Below are 23,111 nucleotides of genomic sequence, written 5' to 3' on the forward strand. Positions count from 1 at the left end.
CGCGCGGCGCGCTCCCCGCCGGCACCCGGGTCCGGGGGCCGGCGGGGAACGACGCTGTGTGCGGGGGCCGGGCGGGTCAGCGCGCGTGCGCGGGCGTGCGCGCGGTGAGCAGCGGCGCCAGCGCCCCGGTGCTGAGCCGGGCCACCAGCGGGCCGAACGCGAGGGCGAACAGCCGGCTCACCGCGTACGCGACCGGCAGGGACAGCACGGCCGAAGCGATCACGTCGTGCGGGTAGTGCGCGCCCACGTAGACCCGCGTGAAGCCCTCGAACAGCGCGAAGAGCGCGGCGACGGAGGCGAGCCGCCGGTCGAGCAGCCACAGCGCGGCCACGGTCGCGAAGGCGGTGGTGCTGTGGCCGCTGGGGAAGGCGTAGTCGCTGCGCACGGGGCACGCCTCGACGAAGTAGTCGTGCGGCAGCGAGTAGCACGGCCGCACCTCGGCGATCAGCTTCTTGAACACCTCGGCGACGGCGAAGGTGACCGCGACCGCCACCGGGACGGCGAGCGCCAGTGTCATCGCGGGGGCGCCGCGCCTGCGGGCCCTCCACCACCCGATCACCATGAGCACCGCGAAGACGCCCAGGCCCGCGTTGGTCCACAGCGCGAGGGGGCCGTTGAGCGAGGGCGTGTCCCGGGCGAAGTCGGTCACGTGGGTGAACAGCGAGCCGTCGATGCCCGAGCCGTCGAAGGCGAGGGTCACCGCCGCGTGCGTGGTCATCAGCCGCTTCCTCCACAGGTGTCGCACGGGCACGCCGGCGGAGCAGCCGGTCGGCCAAATTCGTCTACAAGACAGTAGACGAAAGGTCGGGGGCGGCCAAATCGATGAACGAGAGGCGGCCGCAGGGTGAACGAAGGAAGGGTGCGCGGGGTTCCCGCCCCCCGGAATGGGCCGTCGCCGGGACGGACGGTCCTGCGGCCGTTGCACGGAAGGACAACGGGGAAGGGATCACCCGAAGGACATGCGAAAGGGGCCACAGTGAAGTACGGCATCTCCACGTTCGTCACCGACCAGGGCATCGGCCCGGCCGCCCTCGGCAGGGCGGTCGAGGAGCGCGGCTTCGACCAGCTGCTGATCGCCGAGCACTCCCACATCCCGGTGGGCCGCCGCTCGCCCTGGCCCGGCGGCGGCACGCTGCCCGCGAAGTACTACCGCACCCTCGACCCGTTCGTCGCCCTCACCGCCGCCGCCGTGGTGACCGAGCGGCTGCTCGTCGGCACGGGTGTCGCCCTGGTCGGGCAGCGGGACCCGATCCACACGGCGAAGGAGGCCGCCTCGCTCGACGTGGTCTCGGGCGGGCGGGCCGTCCTCGGGGTCGGCGTCGGCTGGAACCGCGAGGAGATGGCCAACCACGGCACCGACCCCGCCACGCGGGGCCGCCTGGTCGACGAGCGCCTCGCCGTCATCCGCTCCCTGTGGACCGAGGAGACCACCGAGTTCCACGGCGAGTTCATCGACCTCGACCCCGTCTACCTCTGGCCCAAGCCGGTCCGCGCGCCGCACCCGCCGGTGTACGTGGGCGGTGGGGAGCGCCCCTTCCCCCGCGTGGTCGAGTACGGCGACGCCTGGCTCGCCAACTCGCTGCCGCCCGCGGAACTCGGCCCGCTGATGAAGCGGCTCAACGACCTCGCGGGCCGCGAGGTGCCCGTGACGGTCTTCGGCGCGGGCCACCGCCAGGAAGAGGTCGCCGCCTACGCCGAACTCGGCGTGGACCGCGTCCTGTTCGACCTCCCGACCGAAGCAAGGACGGACACGCTCCGCACCCTCGACAGCATGGCCGCGGTGGTGGCGCGAGGCTAGGTCGTGTCTGCCACCTACCGCCTGGCTGACGGCGCCTGGCGCGCGCTCTCGCCGCGTTGTCGGGGTCGGCCTGGTACGTCCGGTACACGGCCGGTCCTCCGCCGTGCGGCAGCACGCGCCGGACGCCGTCAGCCCCGCCCTTCGGGCGGCCGACGGTATGTGTCAGACACTCGCCAGCCGTGTCCGCGAAGTCGCGTCCGGCTCGCGACGCCCGGCAGTGCTCTCCGCACTCTCCGAGGCCTTCGGCAGGGGCGCTCCCACGCCGCGTCGCCGAGTCGGCCCGGTACGTAGGCCACCGACAACGGACCCGCCTCAAGCAGGTCGCGGATCTCCGCGCGCCGCCGCGAACCGTTCACGCCCGGGCGCTCCCCGGAGCCCCGCGGCGCGGGCAGGCGCGCCGCGCCGCGGACCGGCGCCGTGCCTGTCAGTCGTCCGGGTGCAGGTGCGTCGTCGTGGAGCGCCACAGCCGCACCGCGGGCGACGGGGCGGGGGCTCCGCGGTGCTTGCCCCGCCCGTGGCCGGTCCGCTGCTCGGGCACCGCGCCCTGCGGCGCGAGACCGGTGTGGTGGGCGAGGAAGGTCAGGATGTCGGCCTCCAGGGCCGAGGACGTCGAGCCGTGCGGCGCCTCGTGGTCGCGGCGCATCAGCACCGGCGGACCCGCGGTCGCCTGCTGGAGCGCGGCGCACATCTTGCGCACGTGCTCGGCGCCCGTGTGGGTGTCGTCGGCGGCGCCGCACAGCAGGGTGGCCGGGTAGCGGACGCCGGGCGTGACGCGGTGGTACGGGGAGAGCTCCAGCAGGGCGGCCGTCTGGCGGGGGCCGTCGGGGGTGCCGTACTCCTTGGTCCAGGTGCTGCCGAGGCCGAAGCGGTCGTAGCGCACCATGTCCGTCAAGGGGCCGTTGACGGCGACCGCGGCGTACAGGTCGGGGCGGCGGGTGACGGCGGCCGTCACCAGCAGACCGCCGTTCGACGCGCCGAACGCGGCGAGCCTGGTCCGGTCCGTCCAGCCCTCCCTGATCAGCCACTCGGCCGCGTCGTTGAGGTCGTCGGCGGCGCGCGTCCTGCCGAACGGGCCGCTGCCCGCCTCGTGCCAGGCGCGACCGCCCTCGCCGCCGCCGCGCACGCACGCGACGGCGAACACCCCGCCCGCGGTGGCCCAGGCGTAGGCCATGGGACGGTAGCTCGGTCTCATCAGCACGCCGAATCCGCCGTATCCCGTGATCATCAGCGGGCGCGGGCCGTCGTCCGCGTCGCCCCTGCTGAGCAGGAAGAGGGTGACGGGCACGCTGTCGCTCGCCCAGTACGTGAACTGCCGGGTCGTCAGGCCCGTACGGACCAGCTGCACCGGCGTGTACACGTTCGCCGGCGCGTACGCGGTGTCGCCGGACGGCGCGTCGGCGGGCGCGACGGGCGCGGGCGTCTCCGGCCACTCCTGCCACGGGAAGACCGTGCCGGTGGTCGCGTCATAGCAGTACACGCGGGGCGGCGTGCCGAAGTCGGAGTACGTGAACCAGGCGCGGGGGCCGCCCGCCGGGTCGGCGCGCAGCGCCGTGACCGTGCCCGTGCCCGGCAGGGGGACCTCCGCCATCTCCTGGCCGTCCGTCGCGTTGTGCACCGTCAGCCTGCTGACCGCCGCCGTCGTGCGCAGCACCAGCAGCACCGGTGCGGCGAGCGACACGTGGTGCAGCATCGCGCTGTCCCCGAGGACCGCCTTCGGGTGCTCGGGCACCAGCTCGCGCCACTGCCCGGCCCCGTGGCGCGGGGTCAGCGGCCCGGCCGAGGCGAGAATGCGCCCGCGCGGTGCCAGGTGGTCGGTGTGCATCCGGGCCGTGCCGTCGGGGTGGAGCCGGACGGAGGCCAGGGCGCCCCGCGGCGAGCCGCTCACGATGCGGTGCCAGCTCGGCCGCGCCGGGTCGTCCTCCGGGACCCAGGCGAGCCACAGGTCGTTGCCCGACGCGGCGCCCGTCACCACCGAGACGATCAGCCGGGCGCCGTCGGGTGAGACGGTCAGTCCGAAGTGGGTGGCGCGGCCGACCGTGTCCCCGAACACCTCCTCGTCCTCGGCGGCCGGGCGCCCGATGCGGTGCAGCCTCACGCGGAGCGGGTCGTCGGCCGACTCGGAACCCGACACGTAGTAGAAGGCGGCGGCGCCGGGCAGCCAGGCCACGGGGGAGTGGCGAAGACCCGGGATCGGCTCGCCGAGCGGGCCGCTGCCGTCCGCCGCGTACACCAGCAGGACCGTGGTGTGCCCGCCGTCGGGCGCGAACTGGCAGGCCACCCGGTCGCCCTCCCACGAGGGCCGCCACAGCGCGAGGCGGGTACGGCCCCCGAGGTCGGCGGCCGGGTCCGCGACCACGTACTCGCGCGGCTGGTCCCACGCGTCGGGCTCGGTCGCGCACAGCACGGACTGCTCCTGGCCGGGCAGCAGGCGCTCGGTGAAGGACCGCCGCCCCCGGGTGACCGGCGCGGACATCCGGAACGGCGCCGTGGCGTCGGCCAGCGCGCGGCCCCACGCCTCCCCGTCCGTCCAGGTGGCGCGGTGGGCGGCGAACAGCGCGTCCTGCCGCGCGGCCCAGCTGCGGGTGCGCGAGCTGTCGGCCGATTCGAGCCAGCGGTACGGGTCGGGCACCTGCGAGCCGTGGACACTCTCCACGAGCAGCTGCCGGTACGTGTCGGGTGGGCGGAACGCGTCGTCGGAACGGGATGCGCACATAAGGCGGCCGTGGCCTCTCGGTCGAAGGAGGGGAAAGCCGACGAGGGGCGCGGACGCCGGGCGGTCCACGCCGTCCGCCGAGCCGCGCCGCCACGCCGTGGGAACCTGGCCCGCCGGACGGCGGACACTGCGTCACTTCGTCAGTTCTGGTCGCCCTCGTACACGTCGGCGATCCACCGCGGCACCGAGGCGTCTCCGACCGGTCCGTCGTGCGGGCTCCAGTCATCCGCCGGAAGAAGCATCTCTTCTCTCCCTTTGTCCCTGAACAGCCGGACATCACCGGCTTGGACACAACACTGCCCACCGGTCACCTGGAGTAACGCGAAGTAACCTGGGAGCGTGAAAAGGAAGTTCGTCCTACAACCCCGCATCCGCGGCGTGCGACGGCGCGCGCCCCGCGCCGCGGCGAGCCCCGCCCTCAGGAGCCCGGCGCACCCACCACCTTGCCGGGGTTGAACAGCCCGAGCGGGTCGAGCGTACGCTTCACCGCCTCCTGCATCGCGCACACCTCGGGGCCGAGTTCGGCCCGCATCCCGCCCCGCTTCAGCAGCCCCACGCCGTGCTCGCCCGTCACCGTGCCGCCGAGCGCCACCGCCTGGGCGAGCAGCTCCTCGAACGCGGCCTGCGCCGCCCGGCGCGCCGCCTCGTCGCCGGGCGGGGTGATCAGCAGCGGGTGCAGGTTCCCGTCGCCCGCGTGCGCGATCGTCGCGATCCGCACCCCGTGCCGCCGCCCGGTCTCCTCCGTGCGGGCCAGCATCGCGGGCACCGCGGACCGCGGTACGCACACGTCCTCGGTGAGCACGGGGCCCAGCCGCTCCAGCGCGGGGTAGGCGAGCCGCCGCGCCTCGAACAGCGCCTCCGCCTCGACGGCGTCCGTGGACCGCTCGGCCCAGCGCGCCCCCGACTCGGCGAACGCCCGCGCCACCGCCTCCGCCTCCTCCGTGCCCGCCTGCCCCGGCGCGTCGAGCCTGGCGAGCAGCAGTGCCGCGGCCTCCGGCTCCAGCCCCAGGTGCTTCCACTCCTCGACGGCTTCGAGGCAGGCACGGTCGAGCAGTTCGAGCGCGGCGGGCGCGAGGCCGCGCCGGGTGCAGAGCGCGACCGCCTCGCCCGCGGCCACCAGGCTGTCGAACGCGCCCACCACCGTGTGCGGGACGTCCCGCCGCGCGGGCCGCAGCCGCAGGGTGACCTCGGTGACCACGCCGAGCGTGCCCTCGGAGCCGACGAACAGCGAGGCCAGGTCGTACCCCGACACGCCCTTGGTCGTCCGCCTGCCGAGCCGCACGGCCGTGCCGTACTCCCCGGCGGGCCCGCCCACCACCGCCTTGAGCCCGAGCACGTAGTCGCGGGTCACGCCGTACTTGAGACAGCACAGGCCGCCCGCGTTCGTCGCCACGTTCCCGCCGATCGTGGACCACGGCGCGCTCGCCGGGTCCGGCGGATACCAGAGCCCGTGCTCGGCGACGGCCTTCTTGAGGTCGTCGTTGACCACGCCGGGCTGGACCACGGCGACCAGGTTCTCCGCGTCGATCTCCAGCACCCGGTCCATCCGGGACAGGTCGAGGACGAGACAGCCCTCCGTGGCGTTCGCCCCGCCGGACAGGCCCGTGCCCGCGCCGCGCGGCACCACCGGCACGCCCAGCTCCGCGCAGGCCCGCACGGCCGCCCGCACCTGCGCGGTCGAGACGGCGCGCAGCGCGGCGAGCGGCCGCTCCGCGGCCGCCCACTCGGCGTCGTCCGCGCTCAGGGACGCCAGCACGTCGGGGTCGGTGACCAGGTCGGCCTCCGGCAGGGCCGCGGCGAGAGCCGCGCGGGGGTCGGCGGACGAGATGGTGGCCTCCTCGGTCGTACGGGCCCGCGGGCCGCACCCGGGGGGAGGTGCGGGCGCCGCAGGAGTCGTGTGCGCCTCTCACGCTAACCGGCGCGCCCCGGGCCCGGCAGGGCCGCCAAACCCCCTGGCGGAGGGGGGCGCCCGATGGGATACGTTCGGGACCGTTCACCGACCCTCAGGCCCGAGTGCCGTCCCGCCGCCCTGGAGCGCCCGTATGCCGAACACCCCGCCGGTCACCCTGGACGATGTGCGCGACGCCGCCGGGCGGCTCAAGGGCGTCGCCCACCGCACGCCCGTGCTGCGCTCCCGCACCCTCGACGAACTGGTCGGCGCCGAGGTGTACCTCAAGTGCGAGAACCTCCAGCGGGTCGGGGCGTTCAAGTTCCGCGGCGCCTACAACGCGGCGTCGCGGCTGTCCGCCGAGCAGCTCGCCGCGGGCATCGCCGCGTACTCCTCGGGCAACCACGCGCAGGCCGTGGCGCTCGCCGCGCGGGAGCTGGGGAGCACCGCCGTCATCCTCATGCCGGAGGACACGCCGAGCTCCAAGCGGGAGGCGACCGCCGGGTACGGCGCCGAGGTCCTCACCTACGACCGCTACACAGGCGACCGGGTCGCGCTCGGCGAGGCGATGGCGGCCGAGCGCGGCCTCGCGCTGATCCCGCCGTACGAGCACCCGCACGTCATCGCGGGCCAGGGCACCGCGGCGCTCGAACTCGCCGAGGAGGTGGAGGGGCTCGACACGCTCGTCGTGCCCGTCGGCGGCGGCGGGCTCCTCGCGGGCTCCGCGGTCGCGGCCAAGGGGCTCGACCCGGCGATCCGGGTCGTGGGCGTCGAGCCGGAGGCAGGCGACGACACCAAGCGGTCCCTGGAGGCCGGCGCCCGCGTGAGCATCCCGGTGCCGCGGACCATAGCGGACGGCCAGGCGGCCTCGACCCCCGGCGAGCTGACGTTCTCCCTCAACCGGCGCCTTGTCGACGGTATCGAGCTCGTCTCCGACGACGAGATCCGCGGCGCCATGCGGCTCGCCTTCGAGCGGTTGAAGACCGTGACCGAGCCGAGCGGCGCGACCGGCCTGGCCGCGCTGCTGAACCGCCGGGTCGCGGGCGTGCGCCGCGTCGGTGTGATCATTTCGGGCGGCAACATCGACGCACGGCGCTTCGCGGAACTCTGCGGCGGCTGACCGGCGGGGCCCCGCGGGGTCAGGACAGCGGCGGAGGCGCCGCGGCCAGGGCGGCGAGGCGCCGTAGCGCCCCCTCGGACGGCGAGCCGGGTTCCGCGGTGTGCGTGCCGAGGACCTGGTCGGCGTCGGCCGTGGGCGCGAGCGCCTCGTAGCCGAGCACCAGTTCGCCGACGAGCGGATGGCGGTAGCGCTTCACACCGTGGCAGCGCTCGTGCACGTCGTGCTCGCCCCACCACCGCCTGAAGTCCGCGTCGCGGTCGCACAGTTCGCCGGCCAGTTCCGCGAGCCCCGGGTCGCGGGGGTGGCGCCCCGCATACAGGCGCAGCCCCGCGACCGTGCTGCGGGCGGCGGCGGGCCAGTCCGCGTACAGGGTCCTTGCCGCCTCGTCGAGGAAGAGGAAGCGCACCATGTTGCGCTCCCGCACCGGCAGCGCCTCGAAGTCCGTGTAGAGCGCGCGGGCAGCCCGGTTCGAGGCCAGGACGTCGTAGCGGCGGCCGAGCACCAGCGCGGGCGTGTCCCCGAGTGTGTCGAGCAGCCGCAGCAGCCCGGGCCGTACCCGCTGCGCGGACCCCACGGGGGGCGGCTCGGTCGCGCCGGGCGGCACACCGGCGGACCGCCGCCGCGCGGGCACCGCCAGCGTGCACAGGTGTGCACGCTCGGTGCCGTCGAGCCGCAGCGCCCGCGCCAGCGCGTCGAGGACCGCGTCCGACACGTGCGCGGCCCGCCCGCGCTCCAGCCGCACGTAGTAGTCGACGCTCACCCCGGCGAGCCGGGCGACCTCCTCGCGCCGCAGGCCCGGCACCCTGCGCGGGCCGAGGCCCGCGGGCAGGCCCGCGTCGCGCGGCGCAAGGCGGGCCCGCCGGGACCGCAGGAACGCGCTGAACTCCCCGTTCACCCGGTCTTCCGCCTCGTCCATACGGCCAGGGTATGCCGCGCGCGCCGCCCTGGCCGCGCGCGTCCCGCCCTGAGGGGGTACGGCAGTACCCCTCTCGTGCGCTGCGGGCACCCCGCCGCGGTGGTTGGCTTGAGCGTGAGGACGGGGGACGACACGAGGCCGGAAGGCGGAAGCACAGGACATGGAACGCAGGATTCTCGGCGGCACGGGCATGTCGGTCAGCGAGTTCGCGCTCGGCACGATGATGCTCGGCGCGATGGGCAACACCGACCACGACGAGTCGGTGCGCATCGTCCACGCCGCGATGGACGCCGGCATCAACTTCATCGACACCGCGGACGTGTACTCGGACGGCGAGTCCGAGACCATCGTCGGCAAGGCGCTCAAGGGCCGCCGCGACGAGGTGGTCCTCGCGACCAAGTTCGGGATGCCGATGGGCGAGGACGCCACCCTGCGGGGCGGCTCCCGCCGGTGGATCGTGCGCGCGGTGGAGGACAGCCTGCGCCGCCTCGGCACCGACCACATCGACCTCTACCAGATGCACCGCTGGGACCCGGACACCGAACTGGACGAGACCCTCGCCGCGCTGACCGACCTGGTGCGGGCCGGCAAGGTGCGCGCGTTCGGCTCCTCGATGTTCCACCCCGAGCAGATCGTCGAGGCGCAGTGGACCGCCGAGCGGCGGGGGCATTTGAGGTTCAGGTCGGAACAGCCGCAGTACAACATGCTGGTGCGTGGCGCCGAGTCCAACGTCTTTCCCACGGCACAGCGTTACGGCATGGGCGTGCTGACCTTCGGGCCGCTGGCCTCCGGCTGGCTCTCCGGCCGCCGAGACCCCACGGCAGGCCACCGCAACGCGGGCGTCGGCGCCCGGCTGTTCGACCTCTCCGACCCCGGCAACCGGGCCAAGGCCGAGGCGGTGGAGCGGCTGGCCGGGGTCGCGGACGAGGCCGGACTCGACATGCCGCACCTCGCGACCGCGTTCGTCAGGTCCCACCCGGCGGTCACGTCCGTGCTGATCGGGCCCCGCACCCCGGAGCACCTGGCCGGGCTGCTCGCGGGCGCGGACACGGTGCTCGGCGACGACGTGCTCGACCGGATCGACGAGATCGTGCCGCCGGGCACGAACCTGAACAGGAACGACCTGATGTTCGTCCCCTCGGCACTCGACGAGCGGCGCGCCCGGCGCATCGCCCGCTGAGCCCCGGCGGGCCTCACCCCACCGGGACGGCCCCCTCGCGCATCCGCGCGATGCCCCAGTCGAGCGCCGCTTCGAGGTGTCCTGGACGGCCCGTCGCCAGCATGATCGAGACACCGCCCTGGATGCCCGCGAGCAGCGCGGCCGCGGCCGTGTCGACGTCGTAGGAGGCGGGCAGCAGGCCGTTGTCGCGTACGGCGCGCACGCCGGCCGCCAGATGCTCCTGCCAGGTGCGCAGCAGCTCCACCACGATGGCCCGCGCGCCCGGCGTCGAGCGGCCGACCTGGTGGAACAGCGTCCCGAGCGGACAGGTGTCGCCCTGCGCCTCGTACCGGGCCACCACCACGTCCCGCCACCGGTACCAGGCCTCCCAGGTGTCGAGGCAGCCCAGATACGGCTGCTGGTCGTCGAGGACGCGGTCGGCCTCGTACTGCGCGACGGCGAGCAGGAGCTGGTCCTTGCCCTCGGGGAAGTAGTGGAACAGCTGGCTCTTGCTCGTCCCCGACCGGCTTCTGATGTCGTCGAGCGTGGCGGAGACGCCCGACTCGCGCAGCACCAGCGCCGCGGACTCCACGATCCGGGCGCGCGTCGCACGGCCCTTGGCGGTGAGGGCGGCGGTCATCGGATCCTCCCGGGAGAGCGGCCAGACGGCTGGACCATACGGTCCAGAGCCGTCAGGCTACCGCGCCGCCGATCCGCGCGGTACGCGCCCGGCCCGCCCCCTCACTCGCGGGACATCTCCGCCCAGATCGTCTTGCCCTGCGGGGTACGGCGCGTCCCCCAGCGGTCGGCGAGCTGCGCGATGATGAACAGGCCGCGCCCTCCCTCGTCGTGGGTGCGCGCGTGCCGCAGGTGCGGCGTGGTCGGCGAGGCGTCCTTCACCTCGACCGTCAGCACCCGGCCCAGGATGAGCCGGAGCGTCAGCGGCGGGACGCCGTACCGCACGGCGTTCGTCACCAGCTCGCTGACGACGAGCTCGGCGCCGAACGCGGCCTCCCCGCCGACGCGGCCGGCCAGCCAGTCGACGGCCAGGGAGCGGGCCCGCGCCGGTGCCTGCTCGTCCAGGCCGAGCCGCCACGACACCGTGGTGTCGGCCGGCAGCGCCGTGGTTCCCGCGGCGAGGAAGACGGCGTCCGAGCCGTCCCCGCGCGCGTCGCGCGCCAGCGCGTCGCAGATCGCGCGGACGGAGTCGGACGCCGTGCGGGTGCCGAGGACGGGGCGGATCCGCGCGGCGGGCGACGCGGAGAGCACGAGCGTGCTGCCCTCGGCGAGCTCGACCGTGAGCGAGGCGAACGGCGCGACGTCGAGGTCGCCGAGCAGCGGCCCCTCGGGGGCGCCCAGCGGCGAAAACGGGCCGCCGGGCCCGGCGAGCCAGGGGTCGGCGCCGCCGCCGCGCGCCACCGTGCACAGGCCGTCGCCGGCGTCGTAGACCGCGTACACGCAGGCCACGGTGAGCGGTTCCGCGCGCAGCGGGTCGTGCGCGGGCAGGGCGCGCCGCTCGGCGGCCAGCTGCGCGACCACCTCGTCGACCCGGGCGAGCAACTCGTCGGGTTCGATGCCGAGCGTCGCGAAGGCACGCACCGCGGTGCGCACCTGCCCCATCGCGGTCGCCGCGTGGATCCCGTCGCCCGCGACCTCGCCCACCACGAAGGCGCTGCACGCCCCGGCGAGCGGGATCACGTCGAACCAGGCGCCGCCGCCCGCGGGCCCCGGCCGGTACGCGTGCGCCGTGCGCACCCCCAGCGGCGAGTCGGCCGCGCGCTGCGGCAGCAGCCTGCGCTGGACGGTCGCGGCGAGCGCCCGCTCGTGGGCGTACCGCCGCGCGTTGTCGACGGCCAGGGCGGCGTGCGCGGCGATCTCGACGGCCGTGGCCACCTCGTCGCGGGTGAACGGCTCCGACGCGCCCGTGCGGTAAAGGTGCAGCAGCCCGAGCGCGCCGCCGCGCAGGGCGAGCGGCACCACGAGGAGCGTGTGCGCCCCGGGCGGCACGAGTTTGCCGCCCTCCGTGCGCGGCCCGCCGCCGCGCAGGTCGACCAGGTGCGGCTCGAGGTCGTCGAGCGCCCGCGTCTCAGGACTCGGCCCCCGCAGCACCCGCGCCTCCCCGGCCCGCTCCCCGCAAGGACGAGCGGGCGGCGACGCTTCGCCCTCCGGGGAGCCCCACGCCCCGCCGCTCTCGTCCGCCGTGCCGTCCTCAGCCGCGTCCACCCCGGTGGTGCCGCCCGTGCCGACGTCAGCGGGGGGCACGGGGCTGCCGTACGCGACGGCTCCGGTGTCCGCCGCGTCCCCGTGTGCTGCGCCGTCCAGGACTCCGGGGCCGGGCCGGGCCGTCCCCGCGCCCCGGTCCCCGAGGGCGTCGCGGTCGGGTGCCGGGCCGTGGACCGGGGTGCCGAGGACCGCGGCGCACCGCAGGAGAGGCGCCTGGCCGCCGGCCGGTACGGGCGGCTGTGCGCCGTGGACGACGGTGTCCGCGATCTCCACCTCCACGCGGTCGGCGAAACCGGGGGCCAGGGTCTCCGCCAGGTCCTGGCAGGTGGCCACGGTGTCCAGGGACCTGCCGACCCGGTCGCGTGCCGTGGCGAGCAGGTCGGCGAGCGCCTTCGCGCGCTCCCGCTCCGTACGGTCGACGACCACCACCGCGAGGCCGAGCACCCGGCCGTCCACGCGGTCGTGCAGGCGGAAGCAGGAGACGGCGTACAGCCGCTCACGCGTGCGCTCCGGGTCCGCGAAGACGCGGACCGTGCGCTCGACCGCCGGGACGCCGGTGGCGAGGATCCGCCGCGCGACCGCCTCCTGCCCCGCCGGGTCCACGAGCCGGTACACCTCGTCGAACCGCCGGCCCACGAGCGCCCCCTCCCCGCCGCCGCGCGAGCGCCCCGTACCGCCGTCCGCCCGGACGACGCGCAGGTCCGTGTCGAGGATGTGCAGCCCCACCGGCGCCTGGCCGAACAGCGCGTCGAGGACCGCCGCGTCCCAGGCCCCCTCCTCCGGGCGGTCCCCGTCGGCCAGTTCGACCGTCCAGCACAGCGCGCCCGCGGTCCCGCCGGCCTCGTCGGTCCCACCGGTTCCACCGGTCGCCCCGGTCCCACCTGTCCCACCGGTCGCCCCGGCCGTCCGGGGCCGCCGCGCCGCGCCGTCCGCGTACGGCCGTACGCGCAGCGCCCTGGCGTACGTCGACGTGGCCCACACCGCCGGCCTGCCGACCGCCTCCGCGCGGGAGCGGCCGAAGACCCGCTCGGCCCGCGCGCTCCAGCGGCGTACCGTCCCCGCGCCGTCCATGACGAGCAGGGGGCCCTCGCCTTCCGGTGCCCGCCGCTCCTGTGTCACCTCGAAGTCCCTTCGCTCCGGTACGCGCCGCCCCGTGTGGCCCCGGCGTACAGGCAACGGTGCCAACAGCCGGGCCGGACGGCGACCCGAGGCGGTCCACCGGACGGTCCCCGGGCCCCGGCGCGGGCCCGTGGGCCCGCCGCTTGCAAGCTAGCCGGTCGGCTAGTAAGTTACTTGCCGACCGGTAAGTAAGCGGGCGTGGTGACGGCGTCCCGCAGGCGCAGACGGACGGACGGTTCCCCGATGACCGCAGAAGCACCGAGCGCGGCACCCCCGCGGCTCTCCCCCCGGCAGATCATGGCGGCGATGGTCGCCCTGCTCATCGCCATGCTGTTGGCGATGCTGGACAACACGATCGTGGCGCCCGCGCTGCCCACGATCGTCGGCGACCTCGGCGGTCTCGAACACCTGTCGTGGGTGACGACCGGCTACATCCTGGCGTCCACCGCTGCCACGCCCATCTGGGGCAAGCTCGGCGACCTGTACGGCCGCAGGAAGACCTTCCTCGCCTCCATCGCCCTGTTCCTCGTCGGCTCCGCGCTGTGCGGCATGGCCCAGAACTTCGGCGAACTGGTCGGGTTCCGCGCCCTCCAGGGGCTCGGCGCCGGCGGCCTGATGGTCGGCGTGCTGGCCGTCGTCGCGGACATCGTGCCGCCGCGCGACCGCAGCAAGTACCAGGGCGTCATGATGGCCGCGATGCCGGTCGCCATGATCGGCGGACCGCTCGTCGGCGGCTTCATCACCGACCACCTCAGCTGGCGCTGGGCCTTCTACGTCAACCTGCCGCTCGGCGTGCTCGCCCTCGCCGTCGCCTGGTTCACGCTGCGCACCCTGCCGAAGGGGAGCGGCGCCGGACGCGTCGACTGGTGGGGCGCCGGGCTGCTGACCACCTGGATCACCGCGCTCGTGCTGCTCACCAGCTGGGGCGGCGGGCAGTACGCCTGGCTCTCCGCGCCGATCGTCGGGCTCGCAGCCGTCACTGTCGCCGCCTTCGCCGCCTTCGTGCTCGTCGAGCGGAGGGTCACCGACCCGGTCATGCCCCTCTCGGTCTTCCGCAGCCGCAACTTCTCGCTCGCCGGAACCCTCGCGTTCCTCTCCGGCTTCGCGATGTTCGGCGGAGTGACGTTCCTGCCGCAGTTCCAGCAGTTCGTCCAGGGCTCCTCGGCCACCAACAGCGGCCTGCTGCTGATGCCGATGATGATCGCCGCCATGGTGGTCTCCATCGCGAGCGGCACGCTCATCGGCCGCACTGGCCGCTACAAGGCCTTCCTCGTCGCGGGCGCCGCGCTGATGGCGGCCGGCCTCGGCCTGTTCGCCACCATGGACACCTCCACCTCGTCGCTGGTGACCTCGCTGTTCATGGTGCCGCTCGGCATCGGCCTCGGCTGCCTGATGCAGACCACCACGCTGCTCGCGCAGAGCAGCGCCCCTGTGGGGGACATGGGCGCGGCCACCGGCGCCTCCACCTTCCTGCGCAACATGGGCGGCTCGGTCGGCGTCTCCGTCCTCGGCTCGGTGTACGCGAGCGGGCTCAGCTCCCGCCTCGGCTCCGCGGGCGGCCCCGCCGCGGGCTCCGCGCAGTCCATGACCCCCGAGGCGCTGCGCGGGCTGCCCGAGGCGGCCAGGCACCTGTTCGCCTCGGCCGTGACCCACGGGGTCGTGGAGGTCTTCACGGTCGCCTCGGCCGTCGCGGCGTGCGGTGTCGCGGTGGCACTGTTCATCCGGCACGTCCCGCTGCGCGGGTTCGGCGGTGCGGACAGGGCCGCGGCCGGGCCCGCGGCTTCAGGCGCGGAGCAGGAGCGGCAGCCCGCGACCGAGGCGGCCACCGCCGGGTGACGCGGGGGAGCGGGAGAGCCGCTCCCCCCCACCGGGGCCCGTCCGCGCAGGACGGGCCCCGGCGGCCGTCGCGTCGTACGGCCCCGGCGCGGACCCCGGGCGCGGCGGTCCGCCGCGTCACGGCCTCGACCAGGACCCCAGCACCATCAGCGTCTTGGTGCCGGTGATCTGGTCCGAGCGGCGCAGCCCGTCGATGACGTGCTGGAGGTGGTCGAGGTCGCGCACCCGCACGTGCAGCAGCGCGTCGGGGTCGCCCGCCATGGTGAACACCGCCTGGACCTCCGGCACGGTGTACGCGCTCGCCACGATCTCCCGCACCGGCGTCGTGCCCGCGAACCGCAGCTCGACGAACGCCTCGATGGCCCGGCCGAGCCTCGCGTGGTCCACCCGGGCTGTGAAGCCGGTGATCACCCCCGTCTCCCGCAGCCGGTCCACCCTGCGCTTGACGGCCGCGACGGACAGCCCGACCTCGGCCGCCATCTCGGAGTACGTACGCCTGCCGTCCTCGCGCAGCAGGCGCAGCAGCCGGTGGTCCGTCTCGTCCACATCCGTCATCGAGCGTCCCTCCGTGTCACCGACCGGCCCGTGTCAAGCAAACTATTGCAGTCATTCCCCGCTACGGCGGAAAAAATTTGCGACTTGGCGGCCGGTGCGCGCCGGATACTTGTCTGGCTCCCTGCGCCGCGTTCTGATCAGCGAGTAGCGTGGCGTGGCCCCTCGCCCGGCCGGAGAAGGGCCTCGTCCGCACCCGTCCGCCCGTACCCCTCCCGGTACTTGTCAGAAGGAAGCCGCCGTGCCCGTCGACCGCCTGCTGCCCAGTGAAGAGGCCCAGGACCTGCTGGCGCTCACCCGCCGGCTCGCCGACCGCGAACTCGCCCCGATCGTCGACGGCCACGAGCGCGCGGAGACCTACCCCGAGGGCCTGTTCGGGCTGCTCGGCGAGGCCGGGCTGCTCGGCCTGCCGTACCCGGAGGAACTCGGCGGCGGGGGACAGCCGTACGAGGTCTACCTCCAGGTCCTCGAAGAACTCGCGGAGCGCTGGGCGGCCGTCGCGGTGGCGACGAGCGTGCACACCCTCGCGGCCTTCCCGCTGATGACGTTCGGCACGGAAGCGCAGCGGGAGCGGTGGGCCGAGGACGTGCTCTCCGGCGCCCTCGTCGGCGGCTACAGCCTCTCCGAGCCGCAGGCAGGCTCCGACGCGGCTGCCATCGCCTGCAAGGCGGAGCCCGTGGACGGCGGTTACCGCGTCACCGGCTCCAAGGCGTGGATCACCCACGGCGGCAGGGCGGGCTTCTACGCGCTGTTCGCGCGCACCGGCCCCGGCAGCCACGGCGTCTCCTGCTTCTTCGCCCCCGGCAGCGCGGACGGGCTCACCTTCGGCGCCCCCGAGGAGAAGATGGGCCTGCACGCCGTGCCGACCACCGCCGCCTACTGGGACGGCGCGCTGCTCGAAGCGGACCGGCTGATCGGCGAGGAGGGCCAGGGCCTCGAAATCGCCTTCAGCGCGCTGGACTCGGGCCGCCTCGGCATCGCCGCGTGCGCCACCGGGCTCGCCCAGGCCGCGCTGGACGCGGCCGTCGCCTACGCCAACGAGCGGACCACCTTCGGCCGCCGCATCATCGACCACCAGGGCCTCGGCTTCCTGCTCGCCGACATGGCCGCGGCCGTGGGCTCGGCCCGTGCCACGTACCTGGACGCGGCCCGCAGACGGGACGCGGGCCGCGACTACAGCAGGCACGCGAGCATCGCCAAACTCACCGCCACGGACGCGGCGATGAAGGTCGCCACGGACGCGGTCCAGGTCTTCGGCGGCTACGGCTACACCCGCGACTACCCCGTCGAGCGCTACATGCGCGAGGCCAAGATCATGCAGATCTTCGAGGGCACCAACCAGATCCAGCGCCTGGTCATCAGCCGCGGCCTCGCGACGCACTCGGACCGGAAGTAGAGACTCCTGCAACGCGCGTAGATCGCCTACCGGACGAACGCCTCCCGACGAGAGAGCCGGGAGGCGTTTTCGGCGTGCGGGACCGCTCGGGCCGGGGCTGGGAGGTTTCCGGGGGATCGTCGGCCGGGGGCGCGGTCCCTGGACGGCTCCGGCGGGTACGGGTCGGACTCCCCGCCGTCCGGCCGGCGCCCGTGCCCCGGGGATCCGGGTGGCGGACATGGCCGACGCACCGTAGCGCGCCGGTGGGGCGGTGTGCCGCCGGTGCGCTACGAGGCGCCCCGTACGGCGCCCGGCCGCTCACCCAGGCCGAGTTGTGCGACCGGGGGCGTCGCGGTCACGGTCCACGACCGCCGGCCGTGCGGACCGGCGGCGGTCGCTGACACCCCGGCGGAGCGGCGGTGCGGACGCGGGCCGGGCGGGGGCGGTGTGACTACTGACGGGTATGGTGAGGCGGCGGACGGCACGGGCGCAGACCGGTTCCACCGGTCCGCCCTCGGAACTCACATTCTCAATCAGGAACCAACTTTTCTCAACAGGTGTCCGGAATACCCCCAACGGGGGTAATGGGGCGTTGTGTTGCTGTCTGTCCGGGGGAAAACGGGCACACGTCGATATCGCAATCGTTTGATGTCTTGACACTCGACCTGTGTATTGGTGACATCTGTCGGGTCACGTTCGTTTGTGTTCTATTCGCAGCAGCCCCGCAGGGAGGGGTCATGAAGCTTTTCTCGACTGACGGTCGACGATCGGGACCCGGTATACCCATACCTGACATGTCGTCCATGTCCCGACGGTCCGTGCTTCGTGGCGCCGTCCTGGGCGCCGGAGTGGTGGCGGCGGGACCGCTGCTGACCGCGTGCGGCGGCAGCGGCGGGAGCTCCGGCGGCTCCGGCGGCAAGACGGTCACCTTCGGCTCCAACGCGGCGGTGCCGCAGCCGAAGGGCGCTTACGTCAACGTCTTCGCCGCTGCCAAGAAGGCCACCGGCATCACGGTCAAGCCCAACTGGGTCGACCACAACACCTTCCAGCAGAACATCTCAAGCTACCTCCAGGGCAACCCGGACGACGTGTTCAACTGGTTCGCCGGTGAGCGCATGCAGTTCTTCGCGGGCCAGGGCCTCGCCAGCGACGTCGACGACGTCTGGAAGACGATCGGCCCGCACTACACCGACGCCATGAAGGCCCAGAGCAAGGCGCCGGACGGGCACTACTACCTCGTGCCGTTCGACTACTACCCGTGGGCCGTCTTCTACAGCAAGAGCCTGTGGAAGAAGAAGGGCTACTCCGTCCCCACCACCTGGGACGAGTACATCGCCCTCGCGAAGAAGATGAAGGGCGACGGCATCACCCCGATCGCCTTCACCAACAAGGACGGCTGGCCGTCCATGGGCACGTTCGACTACCTGAACATGCGCATCAACGGCTTCGACTTCCACATCGACCTCATGCGCAAGGGCGAGAAGTGGAACACCCCCCAGGTGAAGGCCGTCTTCGACCAGTGGCGCGAGCTGATCCCGTACTACTCACCGGGGTTCGCCGGCCAGACCTGGCAGGAGGGCGCGCAGGCGCTCGTCAACCAGAAGGCCGGCATGATGGTCCTCGGGCTCGACCAGATCGGCACCATCTTCACCGGTGACAAGGCCGCGGACCTCGGCCTGTTCGCGTTCCCCGAGATCAACCCGAAGTACGGCCAGACCGCGGTCGAGGCGCCCGTCGACGGCTTCATGGTCTCCAAGTCGCCCAAGAACAGGGACGGCGTCGACAAGCTCCTGAGCTACCTCGGCACCGCGCCCGCGCAGCAGCTGTGGCTCGGCACCAACCCGGCGGACATCGCGACCGCGAGCGGCGTCGACACCTCGAAGTACACCCAGCCGCAGAAGGACGCCGCCAAGCTGATCACCGGCGCCAAGAGCCTCTCGCAGTTCATGGACCGCGACACGCGGCCCGACTTCGCAGACCCGGTCATGATCCCGGCGATCCAGAAGTTCCTGAACAGCCCCGGCGAGATCGCCTCCATCCTGTCGAACGTCGACAAGCAGGCCAAGACCATCTGGGCGAGCGGCAGCTGACCCGTCCGCTCGGACCCCTGAGGGCCGGGTGCGGTGCCCGCGACCGCGGGCACCGCACCCGGCCCCTACGGCACAGCCCGGTGTGAGAACGACGAGGAACACATGACTGTTGTGGACGGCGCGACAGCGCCGCGGACCACGCCCCCCAAGACCAAGCGACGCCATCTGAGGCAGCTCACCGTGCGGGACCGGGTGAGCCTCGGCCTGATGGCCGGCATCCCCACTCTGATCACCGTGGCGTTCGTCTGGGTGCCCGCCCTGGCATCGATCGTCCTGTCGTTCTCCAGCTGGACCGGGTTCGGCGACTTCTCCACGATCCAGTGGGTCGGCACCGAGAACTACAAGAACATCTTCACGATCTACCCGCCCTTCGACCCGGCGATCGAGCACAACCTGATCTGGCTCGCGGTCTTCTTCGTGCTGCCCGCGCCCTTCGGGCTGTTCCTCGCCGTGCAGCTGGACAAGCAGATCCGCTACTCCCGGATCTACCAGTCCATCCTGTTCCTGCCCGTGGTGCTCTCCCTCGCGCTGATCGGCTTCATGACCGAGCTGATCTTCTCGCCCACCCAGGGCCTCATCAACAACCTCACCGGGCACGCGGACCACCACGTCATCGACTGGATGGGCAATCCGCACCTGAACATCTGGGCGGTCATGATCATGGCCTGCTGGCGCCAGGCGGGCTATGTGATGGTGCTCTACCTCGCGGGCCTCAAGAGCGTCGACCCTTCGCTCAAGGAGGCGGCGGCGCTCGACGGCGCGGGCGGCGCGCAGACCTTCCGGCACGTGGTCTGGCCCGCACTGCGCCCGATCAACGTCGTGGTCCTGGTGATCACGGTCATCGAGTCCCTGCGCGCCTTCGACATCGTCTACGTCATCAACAAGGGCACCAACGGCCTGGAACTGCTCTCGGTGCTGGTGACGGACAACATCGTCGGTGAGGCCAGCCGCATCGGCTTCGGCTCCGCGCTCGCGACGATCCTCCTGGTGATCTCGCTGGCCTTCATCGTGCCGTACCTGATCAGCATGTTCCGGAAGGACGAGCGAGGATGACGACGCTGACCACCGAGCGCACCGGGCTGCCCGCCGCGGCGCCCGCGCCCCGCGAGCGGCGCACCCCGCGGGCCGGCCGGATCGCGCTCCACGCCTTCCTGATCGGCACGTCCATCGTCTGGCTGCTGCCGCTGCTGTACGCCTTCTACACCGCGCTGCGGCCGTACGCGGACACCCAGAAGCACGGATACGTCTCCGTCGGCGGCCACTTCGGCTTCGGGAACTTCACCGCCGCCTGGGACCAGGCACAGCTGCTGCACTACTTCTGGAACTCGGTCATCATCACCGTGCCCGCGCTGGTGGTCACGCTGTGGCTGTCCAGCATGGTCGCGTTCGTGGTGGCGCGGTTCAACTTCAAGCTGAACATCGCGCTGCTCATGCTGTTCACCGCGGGCAACCTGCTGCCCCAACAGGCCATCATCACGCCGCTGTTCAAGATGTACCAGATGATCCCGCTGCCGGAGTGGCTGGCCGCGTCGGGCAAGCTCGACGACTCCTTCCTCGGGCTCATCCTGATCCATGTCGCCTTCCAGACCGGGTTCTGCGCCTTCGTACTGTCCAACTACATGCGCACGATCCCGAAGGAGCTGGGGGAGGCGGCGCTGGTGGACGGCGCGTCCGCCTGGCGGCAGTACTGGCAGCTGGTGCTGCCGCTGTGCCGTCCGGTGCTCGCGGCCCTCGCCACGCTCGAATTCACCTGGATCTACAACGACTTCTTCTGGGCGACCGTGCTGATGCAGACCGGCAGCAACCGGCCCATCACCGCGGCGCTCAACAACCTTCAGGGCCAGTTCTTCGTGAACAACAACCTGATCTCGGCCGCCGCGCTGATCGTGGCCGTGCCCACCCTGGTGGTGTTCTTCGCCCTCCAGAAGCAGTTCGTGTCCGGCCTGACACTCGGCGCCAACAAGGGCTGAGCCACGGCGCGTTCGCGCGCCACCGCATGCGGCGGTGCACGGTGCCCACGCACCGCGCGCCGCCGCTGTGTTCTTCCGGCGCCGAGCCGGCCGGGCGCCCCCGCTCAGCCGCCTCCGCTCAGCCGTCCCCCGGTCAGTGACCCCAGTTCGGCCAGGGCGCCCCGCAGCAGCTGCGCCATCCCGCGCTCCTCGCCGGGTGACACCCAGCGCTCGAACCCGACCTTGAACACGGCGACGCCCGCCTCGGCCGCCAGGCTCGCCTCCGCGGTCGCCGTACCGCGCTCCCGCAGGGCGCCCGCGAGTGCCGCCGCCAGCGAGGCGAGCTTCATCAGCTCACGCTCCAGGAGCTCCGCGTTCTGCAGGATGACGGCCTGCCGCTTGCGGGCGAAGTCGCGGCGGTCGGCGAAGAAGCCGGACACCGCGTCGTAGCCCGCGGCCAGCGCCTCCATCGGGGAGGCGGACGGCGCGGCCCCCGCGACCGCCGTCACGAACAGGTGCTGCATCTCGGGGGAGCCCGCGAACAGCACCTCGCGCTTGTCGGCGTAGTGGCGGAAGAAGGTCCGCTCCGTCAGCCCGGCCCGCCTGGCGATCTCCGCGGCGGTGGTCTGCTCGAAGCCGCGCTCGCTGTACAGGTCGAGCGCCGCCTTCGCCAGGCGTCCGCGCGCGTCCGGCTCCCATCGTCCCATGGTCGGATTCTATGCGATGGCAGTTGCTGACATGGTGCGCTAGGCTGACGGCAGTCACTGACATCAATCACTGGGGTTCTCTCATGCGCATCTTCGTGACCGGGGCGTCCGGCTGGCTCGGCTCCCCGACCGTCTCCGAACTGATCGGCGCCGGCCACCAGGTGGTCGGGCTCGCCCGCTCCGAGAAGTCCGCGGCCGTCCTCGCCGCGGCCGGGGCGGAGGCCGTACGGGGCACACTCGACGACCTGGACGTGCTGCGGGAGGCGGCGGCCGCCTCCGACGGGGTGGTCCACCTCGCCTTCAAGCACGACAGCGCCTTCTCCGGCGGCTTCCAGGAGGCGGCCGAGGCCGACCGGCGCGCCGTCGAGGCCTTCGGTGACGCGCTCGCCGGGTCCGACCGCCCCTTCGTCATCGCCTCGGGGCTGCTCGGCGTCACGCCCGGACGGATCGCGACCGAGCAGGACCTGCCCGCGGCCGAGGGCTCGCCGGTCGGCGTGCGGCAGAGCACCGCGGCGGTCGCGGTCGGCCTGGCGGAGCGCGGCGTCCGCTCCAGCGTCGTCCGGCTCTCGCCGACCTGCCACGGCGACGGCGACCAGGGCTTCATGGCCGCCCTCGTCGGCTTCGCACGCGAGCACGGCGCCTCCGGCTACCCGGGCGACGGCACCAACCGCTGGCCCGCCGTGCACCGCGACGACGCGGCGCGGCTGTTCCGCCTCGCCGTCGAGAAGGCCCCGGCAGGGTCGATACTCCACGGCGCGGCGGAGGAGGGCGTCGCTCTGCGGGAGATCGCCGAGGTCATCGGCCGCCACCTCGACGTACCGGTGGACTCCGTCCCCGACAAGGACCTGTCCGAGCGGTTCAGCTGGCTCGGCGGCTTCGTCGGCCTCGACGCCCCGGCGTCCAGCGCCCGCACCCGCGAGCTGCTCGACTGGCACCCCACGGGCCCCGGTCTCCTGGAAGACCTCGACAAGGGCCACTACTTCACGGCGCCCGCCACGGCCTGACGTCCTGACCCGGTCGCGCTCCGTCCCGTGCGCGGCCGGCGGCTCAGGTCAGCGACGCGCTCGCCGCCCGCAGCTCCTCCAGGGCTGCGAGGACGCACCCGGCGAGCTCGTCCCCGCCGCCGCGCTCGCCCTCGGACCACTGCGCGAACCCCCGCTTGAAGGCGAGGACGCCCAGCTCGCCCGCGAGGGCGGCGGCCGGGCCCGGCACGCCGCGGTCGGCGAGCGCGGCGGTCATCGCCGCCGCGAGGCCGACGGACTTGAGGGTGTCGCGCTCCTGGAGTTCGGCGCTGGCGGCGACGGCCGCCTTCAGCCGGGGCGCGAGCTCGTGGTTGACCGGGCCCATCGAGGTCGAGGCGCGCTCAAGGCCCGCGGCCACCGCGGTGAGCGGCCCGGCGTCGGCGGGCGCCTCGGCTATCCCCTCGGCCAGCAGCCTGCTCAGTGTCTCCTGGCCGGCCACCAGCAGCTCGCGCTTGTCGGGGAAGTGGCGGAAGAACGTGCTCTTGGTGACCCCGGCGCGCTCGGCGATCTGCGCGACCGTCGTGGTGTCGTACCCCTGCTCGGTGAACAGGTCGAGGGCGGCCATGACGAGCCGTTCGCGCGCTCCCGGTGCCCATCTCCCCATGGGTCGATCATACGTGATGGGACTCTTGGCCCGTCACCCT

At 73.6% G+C, this 23,111-nt stretch carries 18 protein-coding genes; 9 read left to right on the forward strand and 9 right to left on the reverse strand.

The window, feature by feature from the left end:
• Nucleotides 1–76 precede the first annotated feature (76 nt).
• Nucleotides 77–718: a phosphatase PAP2 family protein gene (locus ABEA77_RS06465; RefSeq protein WP_345642441.1), complete on the reverse strand. Its 642-nt coding sequence runs from the start codon at nt 716–718 to the stop codon at nt 77–79.
• A gap of 258 nt (nt 719–976) precedes the next feature.
• On the opposite strand from ABEA77_RS06465, the gene ABEA77_RS06470 reads away from it, so the two are divergent.
• Nucleotides 977–1,798: an LLM class F420-dependent oxidoreductase gene (locus ABEA77_RS06470; protein ID WP_345642444.1), complete on the forward strand. Its 822-nt coding sequence runs from the start codon at nt 977–979 to the stop codon at nt 1,796–1,798.
• A gap of 424 nt (nt 1,799–2,222) precedes the next feature.
• Here ABEA77_RS06470 and ABEA77_RS06475 read toward each other — a convergent pair whose 3' ends face one another.
• Entirely contained in the window at nt 2,223–4,511 is a 2,289-nt protein-coding gene (locus ABEA77_RS06475) for a prolyl oligopeptidase family serine peptidase (protein ID WP_345642447.1), read from the reverse strand.
• A 418-nt stretch (nt 4,512–4,929) separates the two neighbouring features.
• On the reverse strand, nt 4,930–6,267 hold the full coding sequence (locus ABEA77_RS06480) for an FAD-binding oxidoreductase (protein ID WP_345642450.1): 1,338 nt from the start codon (nt 6,265–6,267) through the stop codon (nt 4,930–4,932).
• A 286-nt stretch (nt 6,268–6,553) separates the two neighbouring features.
• Between ABEA77_RS06480 and ABEA77_RS06485 the strand changes: the two genes are divergently transcribed.
• Nucleotides 6,554–7,519: a pyridoxal-phosphate dependent enzyme gene (locus ABEA77_RS06485; protein WP_345642453.1), complete on the forward strand. Its 966-nt coding sequence runs from the start codon at nt 6,554–6,556 to the stop codon at nt 7,517–7,519.
• A 19-nt stretch (nt 7,520–7,538) separates the two neighbouring features.
• Here ABEA77_RS06485 and ABEA77_RS06490 read toward each other — a convergent pair whose 3' ends face one another.
• Nucleotides 7,539–8,435, reverse strand: a complete 897-nt coding sequence (locus tag ABEA77_RS06490; protein WP_345642456.1) for a helix-turn-helix transcriptional regulator — start codon at nt 8,433–8,435, stop codon at nt 7,539–7,541.
• Between the two features lie 160 nt (nt 8,436–8,595).
• Here ABEA77_RS06490 and ABEA77_RS06495 point away from each other — a divergent pair, with 160 nt between their 5' ends.
• A complete protein-coding gene (locus ABEA77_RS06495) occupies nt 8,596–9,615 on the forward strand; it encodes an aldo/keto reductase (protein ID WP_345642458.1) in 1,020 nt (339 codons plus the stop codon).
• 13 nt (nt 9,616–9,628) lie between these two features.
• Here the strand turns inward: ABEA77_RS06495 and ABEA77_RS06500 are convergent, their stop codons facing one another.
• Both ABEA77_RS06500 and ABEA77_RS06505 read right to left on the reverse strand, forming a co-directional pair.
• Complete coding sequence (locus ABEA77_RS06500; protein ID WP_345642460.1) at nt 9,629–10,234, reverse strand: TetR/AcrR family transcriptional regulator; 606 nt, start codon at nt 10,232–10,234, stop codon at nt 9,629–9,631.
• A 101-nt stretch (nt 10,235–10,335) separates the two neighbouring features.
• Complete coding sequence (locus ABEA77_RS06505) at nt 10,336–12,936, reverse strand: SpoIIE family protein phosphatase (protein WP_345642462.1); 2,601 nt, start codon at nt 12,934–12,936, stop codon at nt 10,336–10,338.
• A 243-nt stretch (nt 12,937–13,179) separates the two neighbouring features.
• Between ABEA77_RS06505 and ABEA77_RS06510 the strand changes: the two genes are divergently transcribed.
• The gene (locus ABEA77_RS06510) at nt 13,180–14,772 is read left to right on the forward strand and encodes an MDR family MFS transporter (RefSeq protein WP_345642465.1); all 1,593 of its coding nucleotides are present in this window, start codon (nt 13,180–13,182) and stop codon (nt 14,770–14,772) included.
• 117 nt (nt 14,773–14,889) lie between these two features.
• Here the strand turns inward: ABEA77_RS06510 and ABEA77_RS06515 are convergent, their stop codons facing one another.
• Nucleotides 14,890–15,327, reverse strand: a complete 438-nt coding sequence (locus ABEA77_RS06515; RefSeq protein ID WP_345642467.1) for an Lrp/AsnC family transcriptional regulator — start codon at nt 15,325–15,327, stop codon at nt 14,890–14,892.
• 238 nt (nt 15,328–15,565) lie between these two features.
• On the opposite strand from ABEA77_RS06515, the gene ABEA77_RS06520 reads away from it, so the two are divergent.
• The 4 genes from ABEA77_RS06520 (at nt 15,566) to ABEA77_RS06535 (ending at nt 20,759) form a co-directional block, all read left to right on the forward strand.
• Complete coding sequence (locus ABEA77_RS06520) at nt 15,566–16,720, forward strand: acyl-CoA dehydrogenase family protein (protein ID WP_345642470.1); 1,155 nt, start codon at nt 15,566–15,568, stop codon at nt 16,718–16,720.
• Between the two features lie 782 nt (nt 16,721–17,502).
• Nucleotides 17,503–18,789: an ABC transporter substrate-binding protein gene (locus ABEA77_RS06525; RefSeq protein WP_345642473.1), complete on the forward strand. Its 1,287-nt coding sequence runs from the start codon at nt 17,503–17,505 to the stop codon at nt 18,787–18,789.
• A 102-nt stretch (nt 18,790–18,891) separates the two neighbouring features.
• On the forward strand, nt 18,892–19,842 hold the full coding sequence (locus ABEA77_RS06530) for a carbohydrate ABC transporter permease (RefSeq protein ID WP_345642476.1): 951 nt from the start codon (nt 18,892–18,894) through the stop codon (nt 19,840–19,842).
• A complete protein-coding gene (locus ABEA77_RS06535) occupies nt 19,839–20,759 on the forward strand; it encodes a carbohydrate ABC transporter permease (protein WP_345642479.1) in 921 nt (306 codons plus the stop codon). Before ABEA77_RS06530 ends, ABEA77_RS06535 begins: the two co-directional genes overlap by 4 nt.
• Before the next feature lie 104 nt (nt 20,760–20,863).
• Here the strand turns inward: ABEA77_RS06535 and ABEA77_RS06540 are convergent, their stop codons facing one another.
• On the reverse strand, nt 20,864–21,445 hold the full coding sequence (locus tag ABEA77_RS06540) for a TetR family transcriptional regulator (RefSeq protein ID WP_345642481.1): 582 nt from the start codon (nt 21,443–21,445) through the stop codon (nt 20,864–20,866).
• An 83-nt stretch (nt 21,446–21,528) separates the two neighbouring features.
• Between ABEA77_RS06540 and ABEA77_RS06545 the strand changes: the two genes are divergently transcribed.
• Nucleotides 21,529–22,449, forward strand: coding sequence for an SDR family oxidoreductase (locus ABEA77_RS06545; RefSeq protein WP_345642484.1), 921 nt, complete (start codon nt 21,529–21,531; stop codon nt 22,447–22,449).
• A gap of 43 nt (nt 22,450–22,492) precedes the next feature.
• Here the strand turns inward: ABEA77_RS06545 and ABEA77_RS06550 are convergent, their stop codons facing one another.
• Complete coding sequence (locus ABEA77_RS06550; protein WP_345642487.1) at nt 22,493–23,071, reverse strand: TetR/AcrR family transcriptional regulator; 579 nt, start codon at nt 23,069–23,071, stop codon at nt 22,493–22,495.
• Nucleotides 23,072–23,111 lie beyond the last annotated feature (40 nt).

It is taken from the genome of Streptomyces tremellae, assembly GCF_039540215.1.
Taxonomy (GTDB): domain Bacteria; phylum Actinomycetota; class Actinomycetes; order Streptomycetales; family Streptomycetaceae; genus Streptomyces; species Streptomyces tremellae.